Genomic DNA, 16,288 nt, shown 5'->3' with positions numbered 1-16,288 from the left:
TTACTTCATCTCGACGATGACCTGCTCGTTCCACAGCTGCGGCAGCTTCTTGGAAGTCGCTTCCCAGGCATCCGCGTCCTTGATCGGCTGCGGGTTGGCCTTGGTGTACTGCTCGGCGGGGATCAGGTTTTTGGCGATATCGGCCGGCAGTTTCAGGTCGGTTTCGGCACGGATCGGACGCGCATTGCCCTTGGCCAGGGCGAGCTGGCCGGCATCGCTGAACACGTATTCGCGGGTCAGCTTGGCGGCGTTGGGGTGCTTGGCGTATTTGTTGATGATGGTGGTGTAGCCGGATTTCACCGAGCCGTCCGACGGGATCAGCACCACGTAGTCATCCGGGTTGGCCATCTTGGCTTTGTAGCTCAAACCGTTGAAGTCCCAGACGATGCCCACTTCGACTTCGCCCTTTTCCATGGTGGCGATGGTCGGGTTGGACAGCGACAGGCGACCTTGCTGGGCAATCCTGGTGAAGAACTGCAGGCCGGGCGCAATGTTTTTTTCATCGCCCTTGTTGGCGATGGCAGCGGCGAGTACGGCGTTGGACGCCTGGGCCGCAGTGCTTACGTCACCCACCGACACCTTGTACTTGCCGGTTTGCAGGTCTGACCAACTGGTCGGCACTTCGGAGCCGTGCAGCAGTTTCTTGTTGACCACAAATGCGATGGTGCCGGTGTAGGCCAGGGCCCAGTGACCGTCCTTGTCTTTGGCCCAATCCGGTATCGACGCCCAGTTGGACGGTTTGTACGGCTGCGTCACGCCCTGCTTGACCGCGAGCGGACCGAAGGCTGCGCCGACGTCGCCGATATCCCCGCTGGCGTTGTCTTTTTCGGCTTTGAACTTGGCAATTTCCTGGGCCGAGCTCATGTCGGTGTCGATGTGCTTTAGGCCGTAGAGCCGGGTCATGTCGGCCCAGATGCCTCCCCAGTTGGCCCAGTCGTCGGGCATGCCGAGGCTGTTGACGGCGCCTTCACTCCTGGCGGCCGCTTCAAGGGTTTTCAAATCGGTATCAGCGGCCATGGCGGTGGTGCACAGGGCAATGGTCGAGCCTAACAGTGATGCCAGGAAAAGCTGTTTCATCCGAAGCTCCTTTGGGCGTTTTCAACGCGGCGTTTTAGCAGGCGGTGTTGTTGGTCTAGGTCAGAGCAATACCTGAGCCAATCTAGACGCGGTGGATGACAGTTTCGTGTCGACGTCGTTTTTGAAAGGCCAATGTCGTCTGCCGCTGACTGAGCGTAGACCATGCTCAAGTGCCCGCAGGCCAGGGACTTGGCCGATGTATTGCAAGGTTTGCTGGCGGGCCGCGCGGCGGCTGTCATCTGTCGGTCATCTGCACTGCCTAGGCTGACAGGGCAAGGAACAGGAGCGGTTATGCAGGGCTTTGTGCCCTCCAATGGTGCTGGTCTAGTCCAGATAGGTAACGTTGATGCGGGATGAGGCAATCAAGGCGGTAACTTCCATTGGCCTGGCGCTGCAGGAGCAGATCAACCACGGCCTGCTGGCGCCGGCGAGCAAACTGCCGGCCGAGCGCAAGCTCAGTGAGTTGTTCGGCACCACGCGCATTACGGTGCGCGAAGCCTTGTTGCAACTGGAGGCTCAAGGGCAGATTTACCGCGAGGAGCGCCGTGGCTGGTTTGTCTCGCCGCCACGCCTGGCCTACAACCTGATACAGCGCAGCCACTTTCACGCCATGGTGGCCGACCAGGGGCGGGTAGCCTCCACCGAAGTGATTTCTGCCCGCCTGCAACCGGCGTCGGCGGCGGTGTGCGCGTGGTTGCAACTGCCGGCGTTGTCCAGCGTGATCCAGATCTGCCGCAGCCGGCGGATCGATGGCCGGCTGGTGCTGTACGTGGAGCACTACCTGAACCCGCAGTACTTTCCGGGGATTCTGGAGTGCGACCTGAATCAGTCGATGACCGAGTTGTATGCGCGCATTTACGACCTGCATTACGGACGCGTGCGTTTTGAGATTGTGCCGACGTCACTGCCGGTGGAGGCCGCCGCCGCGTTGCGCGTGTCGGCGGGCAGCCCGGGCTTGCGCATTGCCCGGGTCAATTATGACCAGCACCAGCGGTTGATCGACTGCGACCTGGAGTTCTGGCGGCATGATGCGATTCATGTGGGGGTTGATGTGGTGTGAGCGTCCTCCTCCCAAATCACAGCTAAGTGTCAGTCGGTAGAGAGCGTCCTGATCACCTGATCCACATTGGTTTCGAGCTCTGCCACCGGATCGGCACCGTCGACGTTCAGCACCAGCAACTTCGCGTCGCCTTCGGCGATGGCAGCCTTCACCGCCTCACTCGGCTGGCGATGATGCAGCACCACCGCCACGTCGTTTTCCTTCAGTTCAGCACTGAGTTTTTGCAAATCCTCGGCCGTCCACTGGGCGTCGGGGCGGGCGTCTGTGCGCAATGCTTCCAGGTTCAGGCTGCTGACCAGATAAGCGAAGTGATCGCTCAGACTGACCACGCTCAGGTTGTCCACCGTGGCCAGCCGTGCCTCGCTGTCGGCGCTGAGCTGGAGCAGGCGGTGTTTGAGTGCGGCCAGGTTGGCGTCGATCTTCGCCTTGGCGCCGGGCGCCAGGCGGCTGAGGTCGGCGGCCATCACATCGGCCATGCGGCCCATGTTATTGCTGGACTGCCAGGGCTGGCTGTTCAGCCCATCTGCGGCACCCGGCTGCAGGGCGATGCCCGGCAAGCCACCGTCCACTGGTCGTCCGGCATCGACCTCGACAATCCGGATGTTGCTGCGGCGCGCCACCGGGTAAAGCGGATCGTCCGGCCACAGTGAGCGCAGCCCGATGGCCGCGTCGGCAGCCTGGGCCAGGGAACCCAGCGCCTGGGCGCCGCGCCCGGTGAAGTAGGACACCTGCCGCGAGCCGGGCAGGTTGGCCGGCGCGGCGCGCTCCAGTTGCACATCGGTGCCGTTGAGCAGCACCTCGGCCAGGCCGTAGGTGATGGGCAGCGAAGCCAGCACCTTGACCGGCTTGACGGATTTGGCCTTGATCAGTGCGGCATGGCCGAGCCCGTGATTGGCGACGAAATCCTTGGTGTGGAAGCCATCCACCACGGCCAGCGCCGGTGTACCGAGCAAGCAAGCGATGGCCAGAGCCAATGGGCGACATACAGGGCGCATTATCCAAGATTCCCTTTGAGGCTGGGCACGGTGCCGCGCGCGATGGCGGCCACGGCGAAAGCGATACCGGCCACCAGAATGATCGCGGCGCCGGACGGAACAGGCAGGTCGAAGATGATCGGCAGCAGGATGCCGCACAGGGTGCTGACCGTGGCGATCAGCACCGAGATCCAGAAGAAACCCTTGAGCGACTGGCTCAACAGGCGCGCCGCCGCCGCCGGAATCACCAGCAGCGCACCCACCAGAATGGCGCCGATCACCTTGACCGCCGCCACGGTGATCAGCGTCACCAGGATGACGAACAGGTAGTCCAGGGTCTTCACCGCCACCCCGCGCACTGCCGCCAGCTGCGGGTTGAAGCTGGCGAGCATGATGCGGTTGTACAGCGGCAACGCCAGGGCCATCACCAGCGCACCGACAATCGCCAGCACCAGCAGGTCATTGCCGTTGACCGTGAGCACCGAGCCGAAGAGCACGTTCTCGAGGATGTGCACATTGATCTTGCCGGCCAGGATCAGCAGCAGGCTCGCCCCCAGTGCCAGGGACACCGAGAGGAACACGCCGATCAAGGTATCCGGCGCCAGGCCGGTGCGGTTGCGCAGGTAGTTGAGCAGGATGCCGAACAACAGGCAGTAACCGAACAGGCTGCCATAGGGGCCGGTGTAGGGCTCGCCGAGCAGGATGCCGACGGCCACGCCGGTCAGCGCGGCGTGACCGACCGCCTCGGAGAAAAACGCAAAGCGCTTGACCACCACGAGTGTGCCCAGGCCGCCCAGCACCGGGCCGATCAGCAGGCCGGCGAGCAGGGCGTTGACCACAAAACCGTAGGCCAGTGCTTCCGGCAGGTAGCCGGACGAGGCCCAGCCCTGGACCATCAGGCGAAACGCTTCATAACTCATTGCGCCGGGCTCCGAGGGTGGGTGGAGAACAGGGTCAGCAGGCGATCCGGGGTGAGCGCCTCTTTCGGGGTGGCGTCGAACAGCACGCGGCGATTCAGGCCGGTGACGCGATCCGCCAGGCGGCCAACGGCTTCCAGGTCGTGCTCGATCCACAGGACGGTGATGCCGGCCAGGCGCCAGTCGTGCAGCAGGCGCTCGAACACCTGGATGCCTGCCTCATCGAGGGCCGACATCGGTTCGTCCAGCACCAGCAAGTCAGGAGCCGGGATCAGACCCTGGGCCAGCAGCACGCGTTGGCGTTCACCGCCAGACAGCGCGCCCATGCGCCGCTTGCGCTTGTCCTGCATGCCAACACGCTCCAGCGCTTCGCCAATCGCCGCCGCGTAATGCCGGGACAGGCCGAGAAACGCCGGGCGGCGCTGGCACATGGCGGCCATGAAATCGTCCACCGTCATCGGCAGACCACGGTCGAACTCCAGGGCCTGGGGCACGTAGCCGATAGTGCCAGGGCTGTGCGGCCACGCCAGGCTCAAACGGCCCTGGTGCGGCGTCTGCCCCAGCAGGGTCTTGATCAGCGAGCTTTTGCCGCCGCCGTTGGGCCCCACCAGTGCATGGATGCTGCCTGGCTGCACCTGGAAACTCACGCTGTCCAGAATCAGCGTGCGGCCCAGGGTAAGGGACACCTTGTCGAAATCGAGGGTCGGGTCGACGCTGGCGATGTTGAGGTGTTCAGCCGCCGTCATGCCCCCGACTCCTGAATCGCGCGCACCACCGTGTTGAGGTTGCCAGTCATTTCCACTTCATACTTTTCGGCGCTGTAGTCGCCGTAGGAAATATGCGACAGCGGGTACAGCTTGACGCCCGACTCACGCTGGATGGTGTCGACGTAAGTGGAAGGAAAATCCATCTCCGAGAAGATCACTTTCACGTCCAGCGCACGCAGCTCATCGATGGTCTTCTTCAACTGGCTGGGGCTCGGCTCGATGCCATGGGCCGGTTCGACCACGGCGGTGACTTCCAGGCCGAATTCGCGCAGCAGGTAGTCGTAGGCTGCGTGCACCGTGGCTACGCGCAGGTCCGGGTTGGGCGCGCGGGTGAGCTTGGCCAGGGCGTCGGCGCGCATGTGGCGCAGACGCTTGCCGTAAGCGCGGGCGTTTTGTGTGTAGGTTTTGGCGTTGTCCGGGTCAAGCTTGCCCAATTCGCGGGCAATGTTGTTGACCTGGGCAATCGACGCGCTGATCGACAGGAAGGTGTGCGGGTTGACCACCTTGCCCGCACCGCGCGCGGCATTACCGGTGGCGGCCAGCAGCGGCACGTTGGCGTTGGCCTCGATCACGGGGATGTCCGGGCGCTCGCTGGTGGCGATCATGCGGTCGGCGAAGTCGTCATGGCCGACGCCATTGAGCACGATCACGTCGAGGGTGCCGATGCGTTTGATGTCTTCGGCGCGCGGTTCGTAGGCGTGGGGGTTGAAGCCGGCCGGGATCAGCGGCACCACGTCGGCCTTGTCCCCGACAATGTTCGCCACGTAGCTGTAATAAGGGTGCAGGGTGATGCCGATGCGCAGGCGTTTGGCCGCCTCGGCGTTGGCGAGGGGGGCCAACAGCAGGCTGAGCAGGCCAACCAGTAACAGGCGCAACAGGGGAGATGAAATGGACATAAGCAATCGGTCTTCTCGTTCAGTGACGGTGCTGGCGGGTGACGCCGGCATCGAATTGCGCGACCACCTGCCGCCAGCCGGCGGCGATCAGCGCCTGGTCAGTAAGGTCGGAGGGTGCGGTGAGGTGGGCGTTGCGGTTGAGCCAGATATCCGGCTCGCTGCCCTGCACGCGCATCAGCAGTGAACCGCTGGTGGCCGGTGCCTGGCTCAGGCCCAGGTAGGCCGACGGCGCCCGCAATTGCCAACGGTGATCACCGCGGCTGACCGAGCTGGCGTCCTGGGCAAATGGCGCGAAACCTTCTTCGGCCAGATGCTCGGGCGTTGGCAGCGCGCCTTGCTCCTGTTGCAGCAGATGGATTTCATCCAGGGTCACCCGCAGGTCGGCGTAGATGCCTTGCTCGGCGGCGCTGAGGTCGCGGCGGGCGTCCAGCTGATGGCTGGGCACGGCGGTCACTTCGCGGGATTCACCGTGCAACGCCACCACGCTGCCCGCCACTGCCAGAATGATCAGGCACAGCAGTAGCACGTAGAGGGTTTCGTGGCCGGCCCCTGCTGGGCGTACAATCTGTGTGGTACTCATTGCGGCTGGATATCCGCTTGGTCGATTTCCACCACATGGCCGGGACCCGCATCGAACAGTACATAGAACTCGGCCGAAGGCTTCTTGAAGGTCAGGGTCGAATCCTCGCCGAGCTTGCCCGGCACCAGGATGGTCTCGTCGTAGCCGATCACGTCCAGGGTCACGCCGGGTGCGCCGCTGCCGTCGGAAAATCCGCCTTTGCACTGGATCTGCTCGCCGGGGATTTCCTTGCATTCGCACATCGGGTTGTGAGCCAGCGCCGGGCTACTGAAGCCGGCGCACAGCAGCGCTGCGGCGACGCGGGCCGGATGCATCATGTTCATGGTTTGACTCCTTGCTTGTTCAGCCAGGCAATGGTGGCAGGCGAGGCCTGGCTCAGCGGGATGGAACCCTGGTGCATCGTGCCGTCCCAGCCTTCCATGGTGACCCACAGTTCGGCGTCGGCCGGCGTGCGTTCCGGCACGGGCAGGGCGGCGCCCATGCGGTACGGCGTACCGAAGAAGATCACCCCGGCGGCGCGCAGGCTGCGGGGTTTGCCGATGCGCAGGTAAGTGGCCTTGACCTGTTCGGCGCAGTTGTCGCACAGGGCGGCGTTGAAGAACTTCATCGGGCCGGCCGGGTCCGGGCTTGGGCCCTCGTTGCGAAATTCGGCGAGTGTCAGGCTCCAGGGCCCGACCTGCACCTGGCCGGCCACCCGTTCGCCCAGGCCGGTGTCGCCGCGAAACAGCGCGGCGTCGGCAAAGTACTTGGGCATGAAGCCCAGGGGGATCAACAGCAGCAGGACATTGATGTGGAAGCGCCATTTGAGCCAGAAGGCGCGCAGTGGCGAGGGTGGTACGGCGACGACCCTGCTCATGAGTGGACCTCCGAGGACTCGGCGCGTTTCGCAATCGGCGCCCGCTGGCCCTTGGCTTCGCGCTTGAGAGCATTGAGCGTGGCCAGCGCCGTGCGCTTGGTCCAGATCAACAGGCCGCTCAACACCATCATGCTCAGTACGAGGCCGAAGAAGGCCCAGATCAATTTGATCCACAGCCCGCCAAAATCACCGGTGTGCAGCGGACGCATGGATTCGGTGACGAACTCCAGCGGGCTGCGGTCGGACAGCAGGTGCGACACGGCGATTTCGCCGTTATAGGGGTTCAGTTGCGCGGTCTGGAACATCAGCGGGTACCAGCCCCGGCCGCCGATCTGCAGATGGCTGTAGGCATTGAGCGGCAGGAAGGCGAAGGTGGCATCCAGCCCGGGAATGCGCTGAGTGGCGATTTTGATCGCCTCGTCCAGCGCAATCATGGGCGCCGGCACGCCGGGGGCCGACAACGGCACCTTGTCGCGGGCTATCACCGGCACGATGGGCTCGCTGGAGATGGAGATCTGGTTGTCGCCCAGAATCGCCTGGATCAGGAACCAGGTGCCGGTGATGGAAATTACGGCGATGAACCAGATCGACCAGATCCCGCACAGGCGGTGAAAGTCGCCCCAGAAAATGCGCGCGCCATGGCGGATGCGTAGCGTGGGGCGCAAAAAACCTTTCCAGAAGCGCTTGTACACCACCAGCCCCGTGACCAGGGACGCCAGCAGTGGCAGACCGAGCAGCGACACGAGGTACCAGCCCCAGCTGTAGCCATGGGTGAACGGCACCAGCCACCACCCATGGAGGGCGCGGGTGAATTGCTGGAAGTTGAACGACGGGCTGATGCCCTGGATTGCGCCGGTGTATGGGTTGGCGTAGGCCTCCACTGTGCGGCCGTCGGGGTAGCTGAGGCCGACGGTCAGGGCAAAGTGTGATTCATCGGGGCGGATGATCGATCGCACGATTGCCTTGGGCTCGTCGCGCCCGATGGCGGCGATCACCTGGTCGAAGCTCAGCGGTTCGGCGTCATCCGACGGTTTGCTCGCGCGGATGTCCGGGTTGGCCAGCCACACGATTTCCTGGCTGACCACCGCCAGGGTGCCGGTGACGCAGACGATCAGCACGAAGAACCAGATGGGCAATGCCAGCCAGCTGTGTACGAGAAACCAGAGTTTTGAGCGTGACTTCTTCGACATGTCAATGCGGGTCTTGATAGAGGAGGGCGATGCAGGCCCGGGAAAGGCCGGTCGTAGCTTTTGCTGACGCGACGGGCTGTATCTAAGTTAAGACGGATGAGGATGAGAAATCCCCAAGGCGCAAATGAAAGAAAATGTTTCAGGCGGTCATGCGGATGCATTTATCGGGGTGAGAAGGGCGGCGCATTGCACCGCCGTCTAAACGGACAGGTGCAGCACCCGTTCGCCTTGCGTGTTTTCGCCGGGCCGCCGTTTGTTCACCGCCAATTCGCCGATCTTGATCAGGCGCGTGCGCGTGACATTACGGCTCAGGCCCAGCAGATTGGCCGTGTGCACCTGGTTGTAATGGCTGAAGCGGTAGGCGGCGCGCAGCAGCGTGTCTTCGACTTTTTCATGCAGGGCGCCGGCCTGTTCTTCGAACAACTTTTGAAAGGCGCGGGCCAGCAGGGCTTCGGCACTGTTGTCGATGTGTTGGCTGTCGTCCTGGCGCTCGATGCGCAGGTTCGACAGGCGCAGGTCGTCGCGTTCGATCACGCGGTTACGGCAGATGAGCAGGGTGTGGTGGATGACGTTTTCCAGTTCGCGGATATTGCCCGGCCAACTGTAGCTCTGGAGTTTCTGTTCGGCCTCACGGCTGATGCTGATCGAGCCGTAGCCCAGGCGCCGGCTGTAGGCTTCGATAAAGTGCCGCACCAGCGGCATGATATCGCCGGGGCGCTCGCGCAACGGGCTGAGCTCCAGGCTGACCACGTCCAGTCGGTAATAAAGGTCCTCGCGAAAGTGCCCGGCGTTGATGGCTTTTTCCAGTTGCACGTTGGTGGCTGCGAGCACGCGCACATCGATCGGGATGCTCTTGCGCGACCCCAGGCGCACCACTTCGCGCTCCTGCAACACACGCAATAACTTGACCTGAATCGCCATCGGCAAATCACCGATCTCATCCAGGAACAGCGTGCCGCCATCCGCCTCTTCGAACCAGCCGGCCTTGGCGCCAAGGGCGCCGGTAAACGCGCCTTTTTCATGGCCGAACAGTTCGGCCTCCACCAGCGACTCGGAAAAGGCGCCGCAGTTGACCGCCACGAATGGCCGGTTGCGCCGCGCGCTGAGGTTGTGGATATGGCGCGCCACCAGTTCTTTACCGGTGCCGGTCTCGCCGATGATCAGCACGCTGGCTTCACTGGGCGCCACTTGCTGAATATGGTCGAGCAGCGCTTGGGATTTGGGGTCTTCGAACACCTGGGCCGTGGCGCGGATCGAGGTGGCGAGGGCGGGCGAGGGCGGTAGGGTCAGAAGCTGCATGGTTTGCTCACTCTTTTTATTTGGCGAAAATCTCAGGCCTTGGCGGGTAGCACATCGTTGGCAATCATTTCGCCAAACGGGCCCGTAAGGTTGGTAACACCACGGCCGGCAAGGCTGGCGTACGGTTCCGGCAGCAGGGGAAAGATCAGCTCGGCGAACCGATACGCCTCTTCCAGGTGCGGGTAGCCGGAAAAAATGAAGCTCTCAATCCCGAGGTCGGCGTATTCCCTGATGCGTTCGGCCACCTGCCAGGGGTTGCCCACCAGCGCGGTGCCGGCGCCGCCTCGTACCAGGCCGACGCCGGCCCACAGGTTGGGCGCGATTTCCAGGTTGTCGCGACGCCCATCGTGCAAGGCGGCCATGCGGCGCTGGCCTTCGGAGTCGAAGCGCGAGAAGGATGTTTGCGCGGCGGCAATGGTCTTGTCGCTGATGTGTTCGATCAGTTTGTCGGCGGCCTTCCAGGCCTCTTCTTCGGTTTCGCGCACGATCACATGCAAGCGAATGCCGAACTTCACCGTACGGCCATGGCGCGCGGCGCGCTCGCGTACATCGGCGAGTTTTTCCGCGACAGCGGCTGGCGGTTCGCCCCAGGTGAGGTACACGTCCACCTGCTCGGCGGCCAGGTCGTGGGCGGCATCGGAAGAGCCGCCGAAGTACAGCGGTGGATAGGGCTTCTGCACGGGTGGATAAAGCGCCTTGGCGTTTTGCACGCGCAGGTGTTTGCCGTCGAAATTTACCGATTCGCCCTGCAAGACGCGGCGCCAGATTCTGAGGAATTCGTCGGAGACTTCGTAGCGCTCGGCGTGGTCGAGAAAGCTGCCGTCACCACGGTTTTCATCCGGATCGCCGCCGGTGACCACGTTGATCAGCAAGCGACCGTTGGACAGGCGATCCAGAGTGGCAGCCATGCGTGCCGAGACAGTGGGCGAGATGATGCCAGGGCGAATCGCTACCAGATAACGCAGGCGTTCCGTCAGCGGTACCAGCGCCGAGGCGATGACCCAGGAGTCTTCGCACGAGCGACCGGTAGGAATCAACACACCGTGGTAACCCAGGCTGTCAGCCGCCTGGGCGACCTGCTTCAGGTAATTGAGCGTGACCGGGCGAGCACCCTGGGTAGTGCCCAGGTAATGACCGTCGCCATGTGTTGGCAGAAACCAGAAAACATCCATGACAGATCCTTGAGCGATATTCAGCAGGAGATGGCGCGTGTGGTTCTAAAGGCGGCGTTAGTTATAGAAGGTTACGGTTATTCCGTAAATGAACGTATTTCTCTATTTATAGACTTTAATTGAATATAAAGCCTCTGCTGCCGAAGTGGCCGAAACGGTTGATAGCGATTATCACGGGCGGTGATTTTTCACTTGGCGGGGCCGGGAGTAGCCTGTGTTCATTGACTTGCAACCGACTTCCCAAGGCCATTGCCATGAATCGTTCATTCGCTGTTTTGCTACTGCTCGTTACCTCTGTGCTGGTCGGATGTGCGGCGCACCCGGCGCCGCAATTGCGTCCCTATACCGCAGAAGAAACCCGTCAGTTGGCCCTGGAAGCGTTGAGCCGTCGCGGGTTATCGTTTGATGAATATCAACAGCAGCGCGCCGCATTGACCGGACAGTCGCCCAAACCGAGCGGTTTTGATCGCCACGGCGAAATGAATGCAGAACGCGGCGTCAAGTTGTTGGGGCGTGCCAGTTGAGCGTGCAGCCAGCGGCACAAGGCCCGAGGTTCCCCATGAGGCGTCTCGGGCTTTTTGTTTTCCATGGGATCACTTCAGCCTGTTAAGCTGAATTTCAGGAGCGTTCCTACGCCCATTTACATACAGTGGCCCTTCTTCAATGGCGTTTGATCGGTTAAATCTGATGATCTCTGTTCTGGTCAATGCCCCGGGATGTTGCTTTCGGTAATACGCTCTGCGAGTTTTTAACGTCTATGAATAAACGTCCGTTGTATTTCGACTACGCCGCCACCACGCCGGTGGATGAGCGCGTGATCCAGGTGATGGTCGAGTGCCTGGGCTTCAATGCCAACTTCGGTAATCCTGCCTCCAGTTCCCATGCGTTTGGCCGGGCGGCCCGGCACACGGTTGAACTGGCACGTGGGCAGGTGGCCGAGTTGGTGGGGGCGCAGCCCGAGCAGATCGTCTGGACCTCCGGCGCCACCGAGTCCAGCAATCTTGCTATCAAGGGTGTGGCCCAGGCGCGCGGTGTGGCGGGTGGGCATTTCATCACCAGCCAGATTGAACACAAAGCCACGCTGGATACCGCGCGGCAGTTGCAGGATTCCGGAGTGGCGGTGACCTATCTGGTGCCGGATGCCGATGGCCTGATCAGTGCCGATGCGGTCAGCGAGGCGTTGCGCGAAGATACTTTTCTGGTGTCGCTGATGCTGGTGAACAACGAACTCGGCACCTTCAACGATATTCCGGCCATCGGCGCGCGCGTGCGAGCCCATGGCGCGTTGTTCCATGTGGATGCGGCGCAGGGTGCGGGCAAGGTGGCTATCGACCTGGCCCAGTGGCCAGTGGATCTGATGTCGTTTTCCGCTCACAAGCTTTACGGTCCCAAGGGGATCGGTGCGTTGTTTGTCGGGCCCCGTGCGCAGCAGAAGGTAATGGCGCAGATTCACGGCGGTGGTCACGAGGGGGGCCTGCGTTCCGGTACATTGCCGACGCACCAGATTGCCGGCATGGGCACGGCATTCGCCTTGGCGGCGCAGTCTTTTGCTGAGGAGACGGCACAGATTGCGGCCTTGCGTCAGCGCTTGCTGGATCAACTGCAGTCAATTGCCGGCGTGCGCCTCAATGGCAGCCCCACGCAGCGTATTCCCCACACGGTGAGCCTCACGTTCAGCGAGGGCGAATTCAACGCCGCCGCACTGAGTGCGGGCATTGCGTTTTCAGCGACGTCGGCGTGCAATTCGGCAAGCAACGCGCCGTCTCACGTCCTTCTGGCGCTGGGGCATGACGCACGTGCTGCCGGTCGTACCATTCGCTTGAGCCTTGGTCGATTTACCACCGAGCAGGATATCGATGAGGCCGTGCAACTGATCAAGGCCGCAGTCACCAGTGCACCGGCCTTCTGGGCCGTCTGAGTTTTGATTCGCACACCATAATAATGATGAGTGGTTAGCAGGAGACACAATGAGTACGCAGCCTTTGATCCATGGCGCGGTGCCCCGGCGCCTGGCAGTTACCCGTGAACGGATGAGCCGCGAGGGTATTCATGCCCTGCTGGTGCCGTCGGCCGACCCGCATTTGTCCGAATATCTGCCGGGTTACTGGCAGGGCCGTCAGTGGTTGTCGGGGTTCCATGGCTCGGTGGGGACGCTGATTGTTACCGCCGATTTTGCCGGCGTGTGGGCAGACAGCCGCTACTGGGAGCAGGCGACCAAGGAACTCAAGGGCAGCGGCATCGAGCTGGTCAAGCTGCAGCCGGGTCAACCCGGCCCGCTGGAATGGCTGGCCGAACAAACGCCCGAAGGCGGTGTGGTGGCAGTGGATGGCGCGGTAATGGCCGTAGCCTCAGCGCGTACTCTGGGCAGCAAGCTGGCGGAGCGGGGCGCGCGTTTGCGTACCGATATCGATCTACTGAATGAAGTCTGGCAGGACCGACCGGCGCTGCCAGACCAGCCGATTTACCAGCATCTGCCGCCGCAGGCGACCGTCAGCCGTGGCGAGAAGCTCGCGGCACTGCGCGCCAGCCTGGCAGAAAAGGGTGCCGATTGGCATTTCATCGCGACGCTGGATGACATTGCCTGGCTGTTCAACCTGCGCGGCGGCGATGTGTCGTTCAACCCGGTGTTCGTGTCCTTTGCCTTGATCAGCCAGCAGCAGGCCACCCTGTTTGTGGCCCTGAGCAAAGTCGACGCCACGCTGCGTGCCGTGCTTGAGCAGGATGGCGTGACCTTGCGCGACTACAGCGAAGTGGCCGAGGCGCTGCGTGCTGTGCCGTCGGGTGCCAGCTTGCAGATTGATCCGGCGCGGGTAACGGCGGGCTTGCTGGAAAATCTCGATGCTGGCGTCAAGCTCGTGGAAGGCCTTAACCCGACCACGCTTGCCAAATCCCGCAAGAGCCTGGCCGATGCGGAACATATCCGTCAGGCGATGGAGCAGGATGGTGCAGCCTTGTGCGAATTTTTTGCCTGGCTGGACAGCGCTCTGGGGCGCGAGCGTATTACCGAACTGACGATTGATGAACATCTGACCGCCGCACGTATACGTCGACCGGGTTATGTGTCGCTGAGTTTCAACACCATTGCCGCGTTCAACGCCAATGGCGCGATGCCGCACTACCACGCCACTGAAGAAGAGCACGCGTTGATCGAGGGTGATGGCCTGCTGCTGATCGACTCGGGCGGCCAATACCTGGGGGGGACTACGGACATCACGCGGATGGTGCCCATTGGTACGCCGAGTGAAGAGCAGAAGCGCGACTGCACGCGGGTGCTCAAGGGCGTGATCGCCTTGTCACAGGCGCATTTCCCCAAGGGTATTCTGTCGCCGCTGCTGGATGCCATCGCACGCGCGCCGATCTGGGCTGAAGGCGTGGATTACGGGCATGGCACCGGTCACGGTGTAGGCTATTTCCTCAATGTGCACGAGGGGCCTCAGGTGATTGCCTATCAGGCGGCGGCTGCGCCACAGACGGCGATGCAGCCGGGTATGATTACGTCCATTGAGCCGGGCACGTATCGTCCGGGTCGTTGGGGGGTACGTATCGAGAACCTGGTATTGAATCGTGAGGCGGGTCAAACCGAGTTCGGTGAGTTCCTCAGGTTTGAAACCCTGACCCTTTGCCCGATCGACACGCGTTGCCTGGAACCTTCGTTGCTGACGGTTGATGAGCGCGTGTGGCTTAACGCTTACCATGCCGAGGTGCGTAAACGTTTGAGTCCGCTGCTCAGTGGTGCCGCGCTGGAGTGGTTGCAGGTGCGTACTGTAGCTATTTGACAGGTCGCAGTTGTGGCGTCCGGGTGAGGGCGCCGTTGCCGCGATGGTCGAGCAGACAGGAATATGCAAGAGCAGTCATGGACGGACTGCTCGGGCAGTTACTTGCAGATGACGATCATGCTGCGGCTGGTGTAGCCGGCGGGGTTGAGGCCGAACGGATAGTCCCCGGGCTCTTCGGAGTTTTCACCGGACTTGGCGATGACCCGGTAGCCCTTGGCGCCGCAGGCGTTGGCCGCACTGGTGTAGCACTGGTCCCAGGAGGAGGACAGGCCGGAACAGTTGATATGCAGCCCTTTTTTGCCCCGCTTAACTTCTGTCTTGGTGGTCGCGGCACAGCCTGAAACGGCCACGATCATTAACAGTATCAAAATTCGCTTCATTCCTATCCTTAATAGCCGCTTGGCAAAAATGCTTGAAGCAGGCTCTGCTCGCTCTCGATTGTGCGTCTGCGCTGTCCTTGTCGAAACCCTCCATGAATGCCATTCGTTTACGGCCTAAACATGGCCTAAAAGAGCAGTAAATACCATACCTGGTTTTGAAAGATGATCAGTCGACAGGCACCAGCGGTTTGGCTTGGTTGCGCATTGTCAGGGTTGCGCCTGTGGACGCCAGGATGATGCAGGTGATGGCCATCCATTGCGCGAAGGAGAGGTGTTCATGCAGAAAGAGCAGACCCGACAGCGCACCGAATGCAGGTTCGATGCTCATCAGCGTGCCGAATGTGCGGGCTGGAAGGCGGGTGAGCGCGACCATCTCAAGGGTGTAGGGCAGGGCGGTTGAGAGAATAGCTACGGCGATGGCGACAGGTATCAAGGCTGGCGTCAGCAGTGCGCTGCCTGCGTGCACGATACCGATCGGTGCGACGAACAGGGCAGCGATCATTACACCCAGCGCTGCAGTCTGGACGCCATTGTCGTTACCGGCTTTTTGCCCGAACAGTATGTAGAGCGCCCAGCATGCGCCTGCGCTCAGTGCGTAGGCAGCACCTGTCAGGTCAATGCTACTGCTGGCTTCGCCGGTTGGTATGAGCAGGAGCAGGCCGATAATCGCGAGCGCGATCCATAGAAAATCTATTGCCCTGCGCGATGCGTAGATCGCCACAGCGAGAGGGCCGGTGAACTCGAGGGCGACCGCAATACCCAGGGGGGCGGTGCGCAGCGACATATAGAAGAGGAAGTTCATGCCGCCCAGCGCTATTCCGTAGATGAATACGGTGCGCAGCGATCTCGCCGTAAACGTGGCGCGCCACGGACGTAATATGAGCAGCATGATAATGCTGGCGAAAATCAGGCGCAAAGTGGTGGTGCCCTGTGCGCCAACGATCGGGAACATGCTTTTGGCCAGCGAGGCTCCGGTTTGGATCGAGGCCATGGCTATTAACAAGAGGCCTACCGGAAACAGCGTCGATGCCAGGCTGCGGGGTGCGGTGATCATTAAGGATGTTTGTCCAGAGTTATAAAGGCAGAGGGCGCTATGATGCTTAAGTGTGGCTTGATGGGCAATATATTGCTCAACGCTAAGTTTTTATAGAGTGTTCTGCTCAATTTGATATGGATTGGTAGAAAATCAGAATTAAGGGTTGACGGCAGATTCTGGATGTCTATAATTCGCCCCACTTCCGGCGCAGTCGAAACGGAAAACTCCTTGGTAAACAAGTAGTTATGCAAGATTCGACAGCGAGTTGCTTCAGTTCATCGAAGCCTGGAAGAAGTTGATAGTGCGGT

At 61.7% G+C, this 16,288-nt stretch carries 17 protein-coding genes; 4 read left to right on the top strand and 13 right to left on the bottom strand.

The annotated features are described in order from the left end of the window. The gene (locus TU79_RS12250) at positions 1-1,077 is read right to left on the bottom strand and encodes an ABC transporter substrate-binding protein (protein ID WP_057008222.1); all 1,077 of its coding nucleotides are present in this window, start codon (positions 1,075-1,077) and stop codon (positions 1-3) included. A 346-nt stretch (positions 1,078-1,423) separates the two neighbouring features. Here TU79_RS12250 and TU79_RS12245 point away from each other — a divergent pair, with 346 nt between their 5' ends. Next, positions 1,424-2,137: a UTRA domain-containing protein gene (locus TU79_RS12245; protein ID WP_057008221.1), complete on the top strand. Its 714-nt coding sequence runs from the start codon at positions 1,424-1,426 to the stop codon at positions 2,135-2,137. A 29-nt stretch (positions 2,138-2,166) separates the two neighbouring features. Here TU79_RS12245 and TU79_RS12240 read toward each other — a convergent pair whose 3' ends face one another. The 10 genes from TU79_RS12240 to ssuD all read right to left on the bottom strand — a co-directional run bounded on the left by TU79_RS12240 (position 2,167) and on the right by ssuD (position 10,788). After that, on the bottom strand, positions 2,167-3,132 hold the full coding sequence (locus TU79_RS12240; RefSeq protein WP_057008220.1) for a metal ABC transporter solute-binding protein, Zn/Mn family: 966 nt from the start codon (positions 3,130-3,132) through the stop codon (positions 2,167-2,169). Further along, positions 3,132-4,031, bottom strand: a complete 900-nt coding sequence (locus TU79_RS12235) for a metal ABC transporter permease (RefSeq protein ID WP_003231872.1) — start codon at positions 4,029-4,031, stop codon at positions 3,132-3,134. Before TU79_RS12235 ends, TU79_RS12240 begins: the two co-directional genes overlap by 1 nt. Continuing rightward, positions 4,028-4,774 (bottom strand): metal ABC transporter ATP-binding protein, encoded by a 747-nt coding sequence (locus TU79_RS12230; protein WP_057008219.1) that lies wholly within the window; start codon positions 4,772-4,774, stop codon positions 4,028-4,030. Before TU79_RS12230 ends, TU79_RS12235 begins: the two co-directional genes overlap by 4 nt. Further along, positions 4,771-5,691 carry a metal ABC transporter substrate-binding protein gene (locus TU79_RS12225; protein ID WP_057008218.1) on the bottom strand — a complete coding sequence of 307 codons (921 nt, stop codon included), beginning with the start codon at positions 5,689-5,691 and terminating at the stop codon, positions 4,771-4,773. The genes TU79_RS12230 and TU79_RS12225 overlap by 4 nt, the downstream gene beginning before the upstream one ends. A 19-nt stretch (positions 5,692-5,710) precedes the next feature. After that, on the bottom strand, positions 5,711-6,271 hold the full coding sequence (locus TU79_RS12220; protein WP_057008217.1) for a DUF6162 family protein: 561 nt from the start codon (positions 6,269-6,271) through the stop codon (positions 5,711-5,713). Further along, positions 6,268-6,594, bottom strand: coding sequence for a hypothetical protein (locus tag TU79_RS12215; RefSeq protein ID WP_057008216.1), 327 nt, complete (start codon positions 6,592-6,594; stop codon positions 6,268-6,270). The genes TU79_RS12220 and TU79_RS12215 overlap by 4 nt, the downstream gene beginning before the upstream one ends. Further along, a complete protein-coding gene (locus TU79_RS12210; protein WP_057008215.1) occupies positions 6,591-7,127 on the bottom strand; it encodes a hypothetical protein in 537 nt (178 codons plus the stop codon). Before TU79_RS12210 ends, TU79_RS12215 begins: the two co-directional genes overlap by 4 nt. Next, on the bottom strand, positions 7,124-8,317 hold the full coding sequence (locus tag TU79_RS12205; RefSeq protein ID WP_057008214.1) for a PepSY-associated TM helix domain-containing protein: 1,194 nt from the start codon (positions 8,315-8,317) through the stop codon (positions 7,124-7,126). The genes TU79_RS12210 and TU79_RS12205 overlap by 4 nt, the downstream gene beginning before the upstream one ends. Positions 8,318-8,515: 198 nt before the next feature. After that, on the bottom strand, positions 8,516-9,616 hold the full coding sequence (locus tag TU79_RS12200; protein ID WP_057008213.1) for a sigma-54 interaction domain-containing protein: 1,101 nt from the start codon (positions 9,614-9,616) through the stop codon (positions 8,516-8,518). Positions 9,617-9,648: 32 nt separating this feature from the next. Further along, positions 9,649-10,788 carry an FMNH2-dependent alkanesulfonate monooxygenase gene (gene ssuD, locus TU79_RS12195; RefSeq protein ID WP_057008212.1) on the bottom strand — a complete coding sequence of 380 codons (1,140 nt, stop codon included), beginning with the start codon at positions 10,786-10,788 and terminating at the stop codon, positions 9,649-9,651. A gap of 254 nt (positions 10,789-11,042) precedes the next feature. Between ssuD and TU79_RS12190 the strand changes: the two genes are divergently transcribed. The 3 genes from TU79_RS12190 to TU79_RS12180 all read left to right on the top strand — a co-directional run bounded on the left by TU79_RS12190 (position 11,043) and on the right by TU79_RS12180 (position 14,564). Further along, a complete protein-coding gene (locus TU79_RS12190; RefSeq protein ID WP_057008211.1) occupies positions 11,043-11,312 on the top strand; it encodes a hypothetical protein in 270 nt (89 codons plus the stop codon). A 233-nt stretch (positions 11,313-11,545) separates the two neighbouring features. Continuing rightward, on the top strand, positions 11,546-12,706 hold the full coding sequence (locus tag TU79_RS12185; protein WP_057008210.1) for a cysteine desulfurase family protein: 1,161 nt from the start codon (positions 11,546-11,548) through the stop codon (positions 12,704-12,706). A gap of 49 nt (positions 12,707-12,755) precedes the next feature. After that, positions 12,756-14,564: an aminopeptidase P family protein gene (locus TU79_RS12180; protein WP_057008209.1), complete on the top strand. Its 1,809-nt coding sequence runs from the start codon at positions 12,756-12,758 to the stop codon at positions 14,562-14,564. Positions 14,565-14,662: 98 nt separating this feature from the next. On the opposite strand, the gene TU79_RS12175 is transcribed toward TU79_RS12180, so the two are convergent. Both TU79_RS12175 and rhtA read right to left on the bottom strand, forming a co-directional pair. Next, a complete protein-coding gene (locus tag TU79_RS12175; RefSeq protein WP_057008208.1) occupies positions 14,663-14,944 on the bottom strand; it encodes a hypothetical protein in 282 nt (93 codons plus the stop codon). Positions 14,945-15,110: 166 nt separating this feature from the next. Continuing rightward, complete coding sequence (gene rhtA / locus TU79_RS12170; RefSeq protein WP_057008207.1) at positions 15,111-15,998, bottom strand: threonine/homoserine exporter RhtA; 888 nt, start codon at positions 15,996-15,998, stop codon at positions 15,111-15,113. Between the last annotated feature and the right edge of the window lie 290 nt (positions 15,999-16,288).

The organism is Pseudomonas trivialis (assembly GCF_001439805.1).
Taxonomy (GTDB): domain Bacteria; phylum Pseudomonadota; class Gammaproteobacteria; order Pseudomonadales; family Pseudomonadaceae; genus Aquipseudomonas; species Aquipseudomonas trivialis.
The sequence above is the reverse complement of the archived record's forward strand: the minus strand, read 5'-3'. Positions and strand labels throughout refer to the sequence as shown.

What these genes read in the sequence shown, in the direction of transcription:
- TU79_RS12250 (WP_057008222.1), bottom strand. Translation starts at nt 1,077, where the DNA reads ATGAAACAGCTTTTCCTGGCATCACTGTTAGGCTCGACCATTGCCCTG.
- TU79_RS12245 (WP_057008221.1), top strand. Translation starts at nt 1,424, where the DNA reads ATGCGGGATGAGGCAATCAAGGCGGTAACTTCCATTGGCCTGGCGCTG.
- TU79_RS12240 (WP_057008220.1), bottom strand. Translation starts at nt 3,132, where the DNA reads ATGCGCCCTGTATGTCGCCCATTGGCTCTGGCCATCGCTTGCTTGCTC.
- TU79_RS12235 (WP_003231872.1), bottom strand. Translation starts at nt 4,031, where the DNA reads ATGAGTTATGAAGCGTTTCGCCTGATGGTCCAGGGCTGGGCCTCGTCC.
- TU79_RS12230 (WP_057008219.1), bottom strand. Translation starts at nt 4,774, where the DNA reads ATGACGGCGGCTGAACACCTCAACATCGCCAGCGTCGACCCGACCCTC.
- TU79_RS12225 (WP_057008218.1), bottom strand. Translation starts at nt 5,691, where the DNA reads ATGTCCATTTCATCTCCCCTGTTGCGCCTGTTACTGGTTGGCCTGCTC.
- TU79_RS12220 (WP_057008217.1), bottom strand. Translation starts at nt 6,271, where the DNA reads ATGAGTACCACACAGATTGTACGCCCAGCAGGGGCCGGCCACGAAACC.
- TU79_RS12215 (WP_057008216.1), bottom strand. Translation starts at nt 6,594, where the DNA reads ATGAACATGATGCATCCGGCCCGCGTCGCCGCAGCGCTGCTGTGCGCC.
- TU79_RS12210 (WP_057008215.1), bottom strand. Translation starts at nt 7,127, where the DNA reads ATGAGCAGGGTCGTCGCCGTACCACCCTCGCCACTGCGCGCCTTCTGG.
- TU79_RS12205 (WP_057008214.1), bottom strand. Translation starts at nt 8,317, where the DNA reads ATGTCGAAGAAGTCACGCTCAAAACTCTGGTTTCTCGTACACAGCTGG.
- TU79_RS12200 (WP_057008213.1), bottom strand. Translation starts at nt 9,616, where the DNA reads ATGCAGCTTCTGACCCTACCGCCCTCGCCCGCCCTCGCCACCTCGATC.
- ssuD (WP_057008212.1), bottom strand. Translation starts at nt 10,788, where the DNA reads ATGGATGTTTTCTGGTTTCTGCCAACACATGGCGACGGTCATTACCTG.
- TU79_RS12190 (WP_057008211.1), top strand. Translation starts at nt 11,043, where the DNA reads ATGAATCGTTCATTCGCTGTTTTGCTACTGCTCGTTACCTCTGTGCTG.
- TU79_RS12185 (WP_057008210.1), top strand. Translation starts at nt 11,546, where the DNA reads ATGAATAAACGTCCGTTGTATTTCGACTACGCCGCCACCACGCCGGTG.
- TU79_RS12180 (WP_057008209.1), top strand. Translation starts at nt 12,756, where the DNA reads ATGAGTACGCAGCCTTTGATCCATGGCGCGGTGCCCCGGCGCCTGGCA.
- TU79_RS12175 (WP_057008208.1), bottom strand. Translation starts at nt 14,944, where the DNA reads ATGAAGCGAATTTTGATACTGTTAATGATCGTGGCCGTTTCAGGCTGT.
- rhtA (WP_057008207.1), bottom strand. Translation starts at nt 15,998, where the DNA reads ATGATCACCGCACCCCGCAGCCTGGCATCGACGCTGTTTCCGGTAGGC.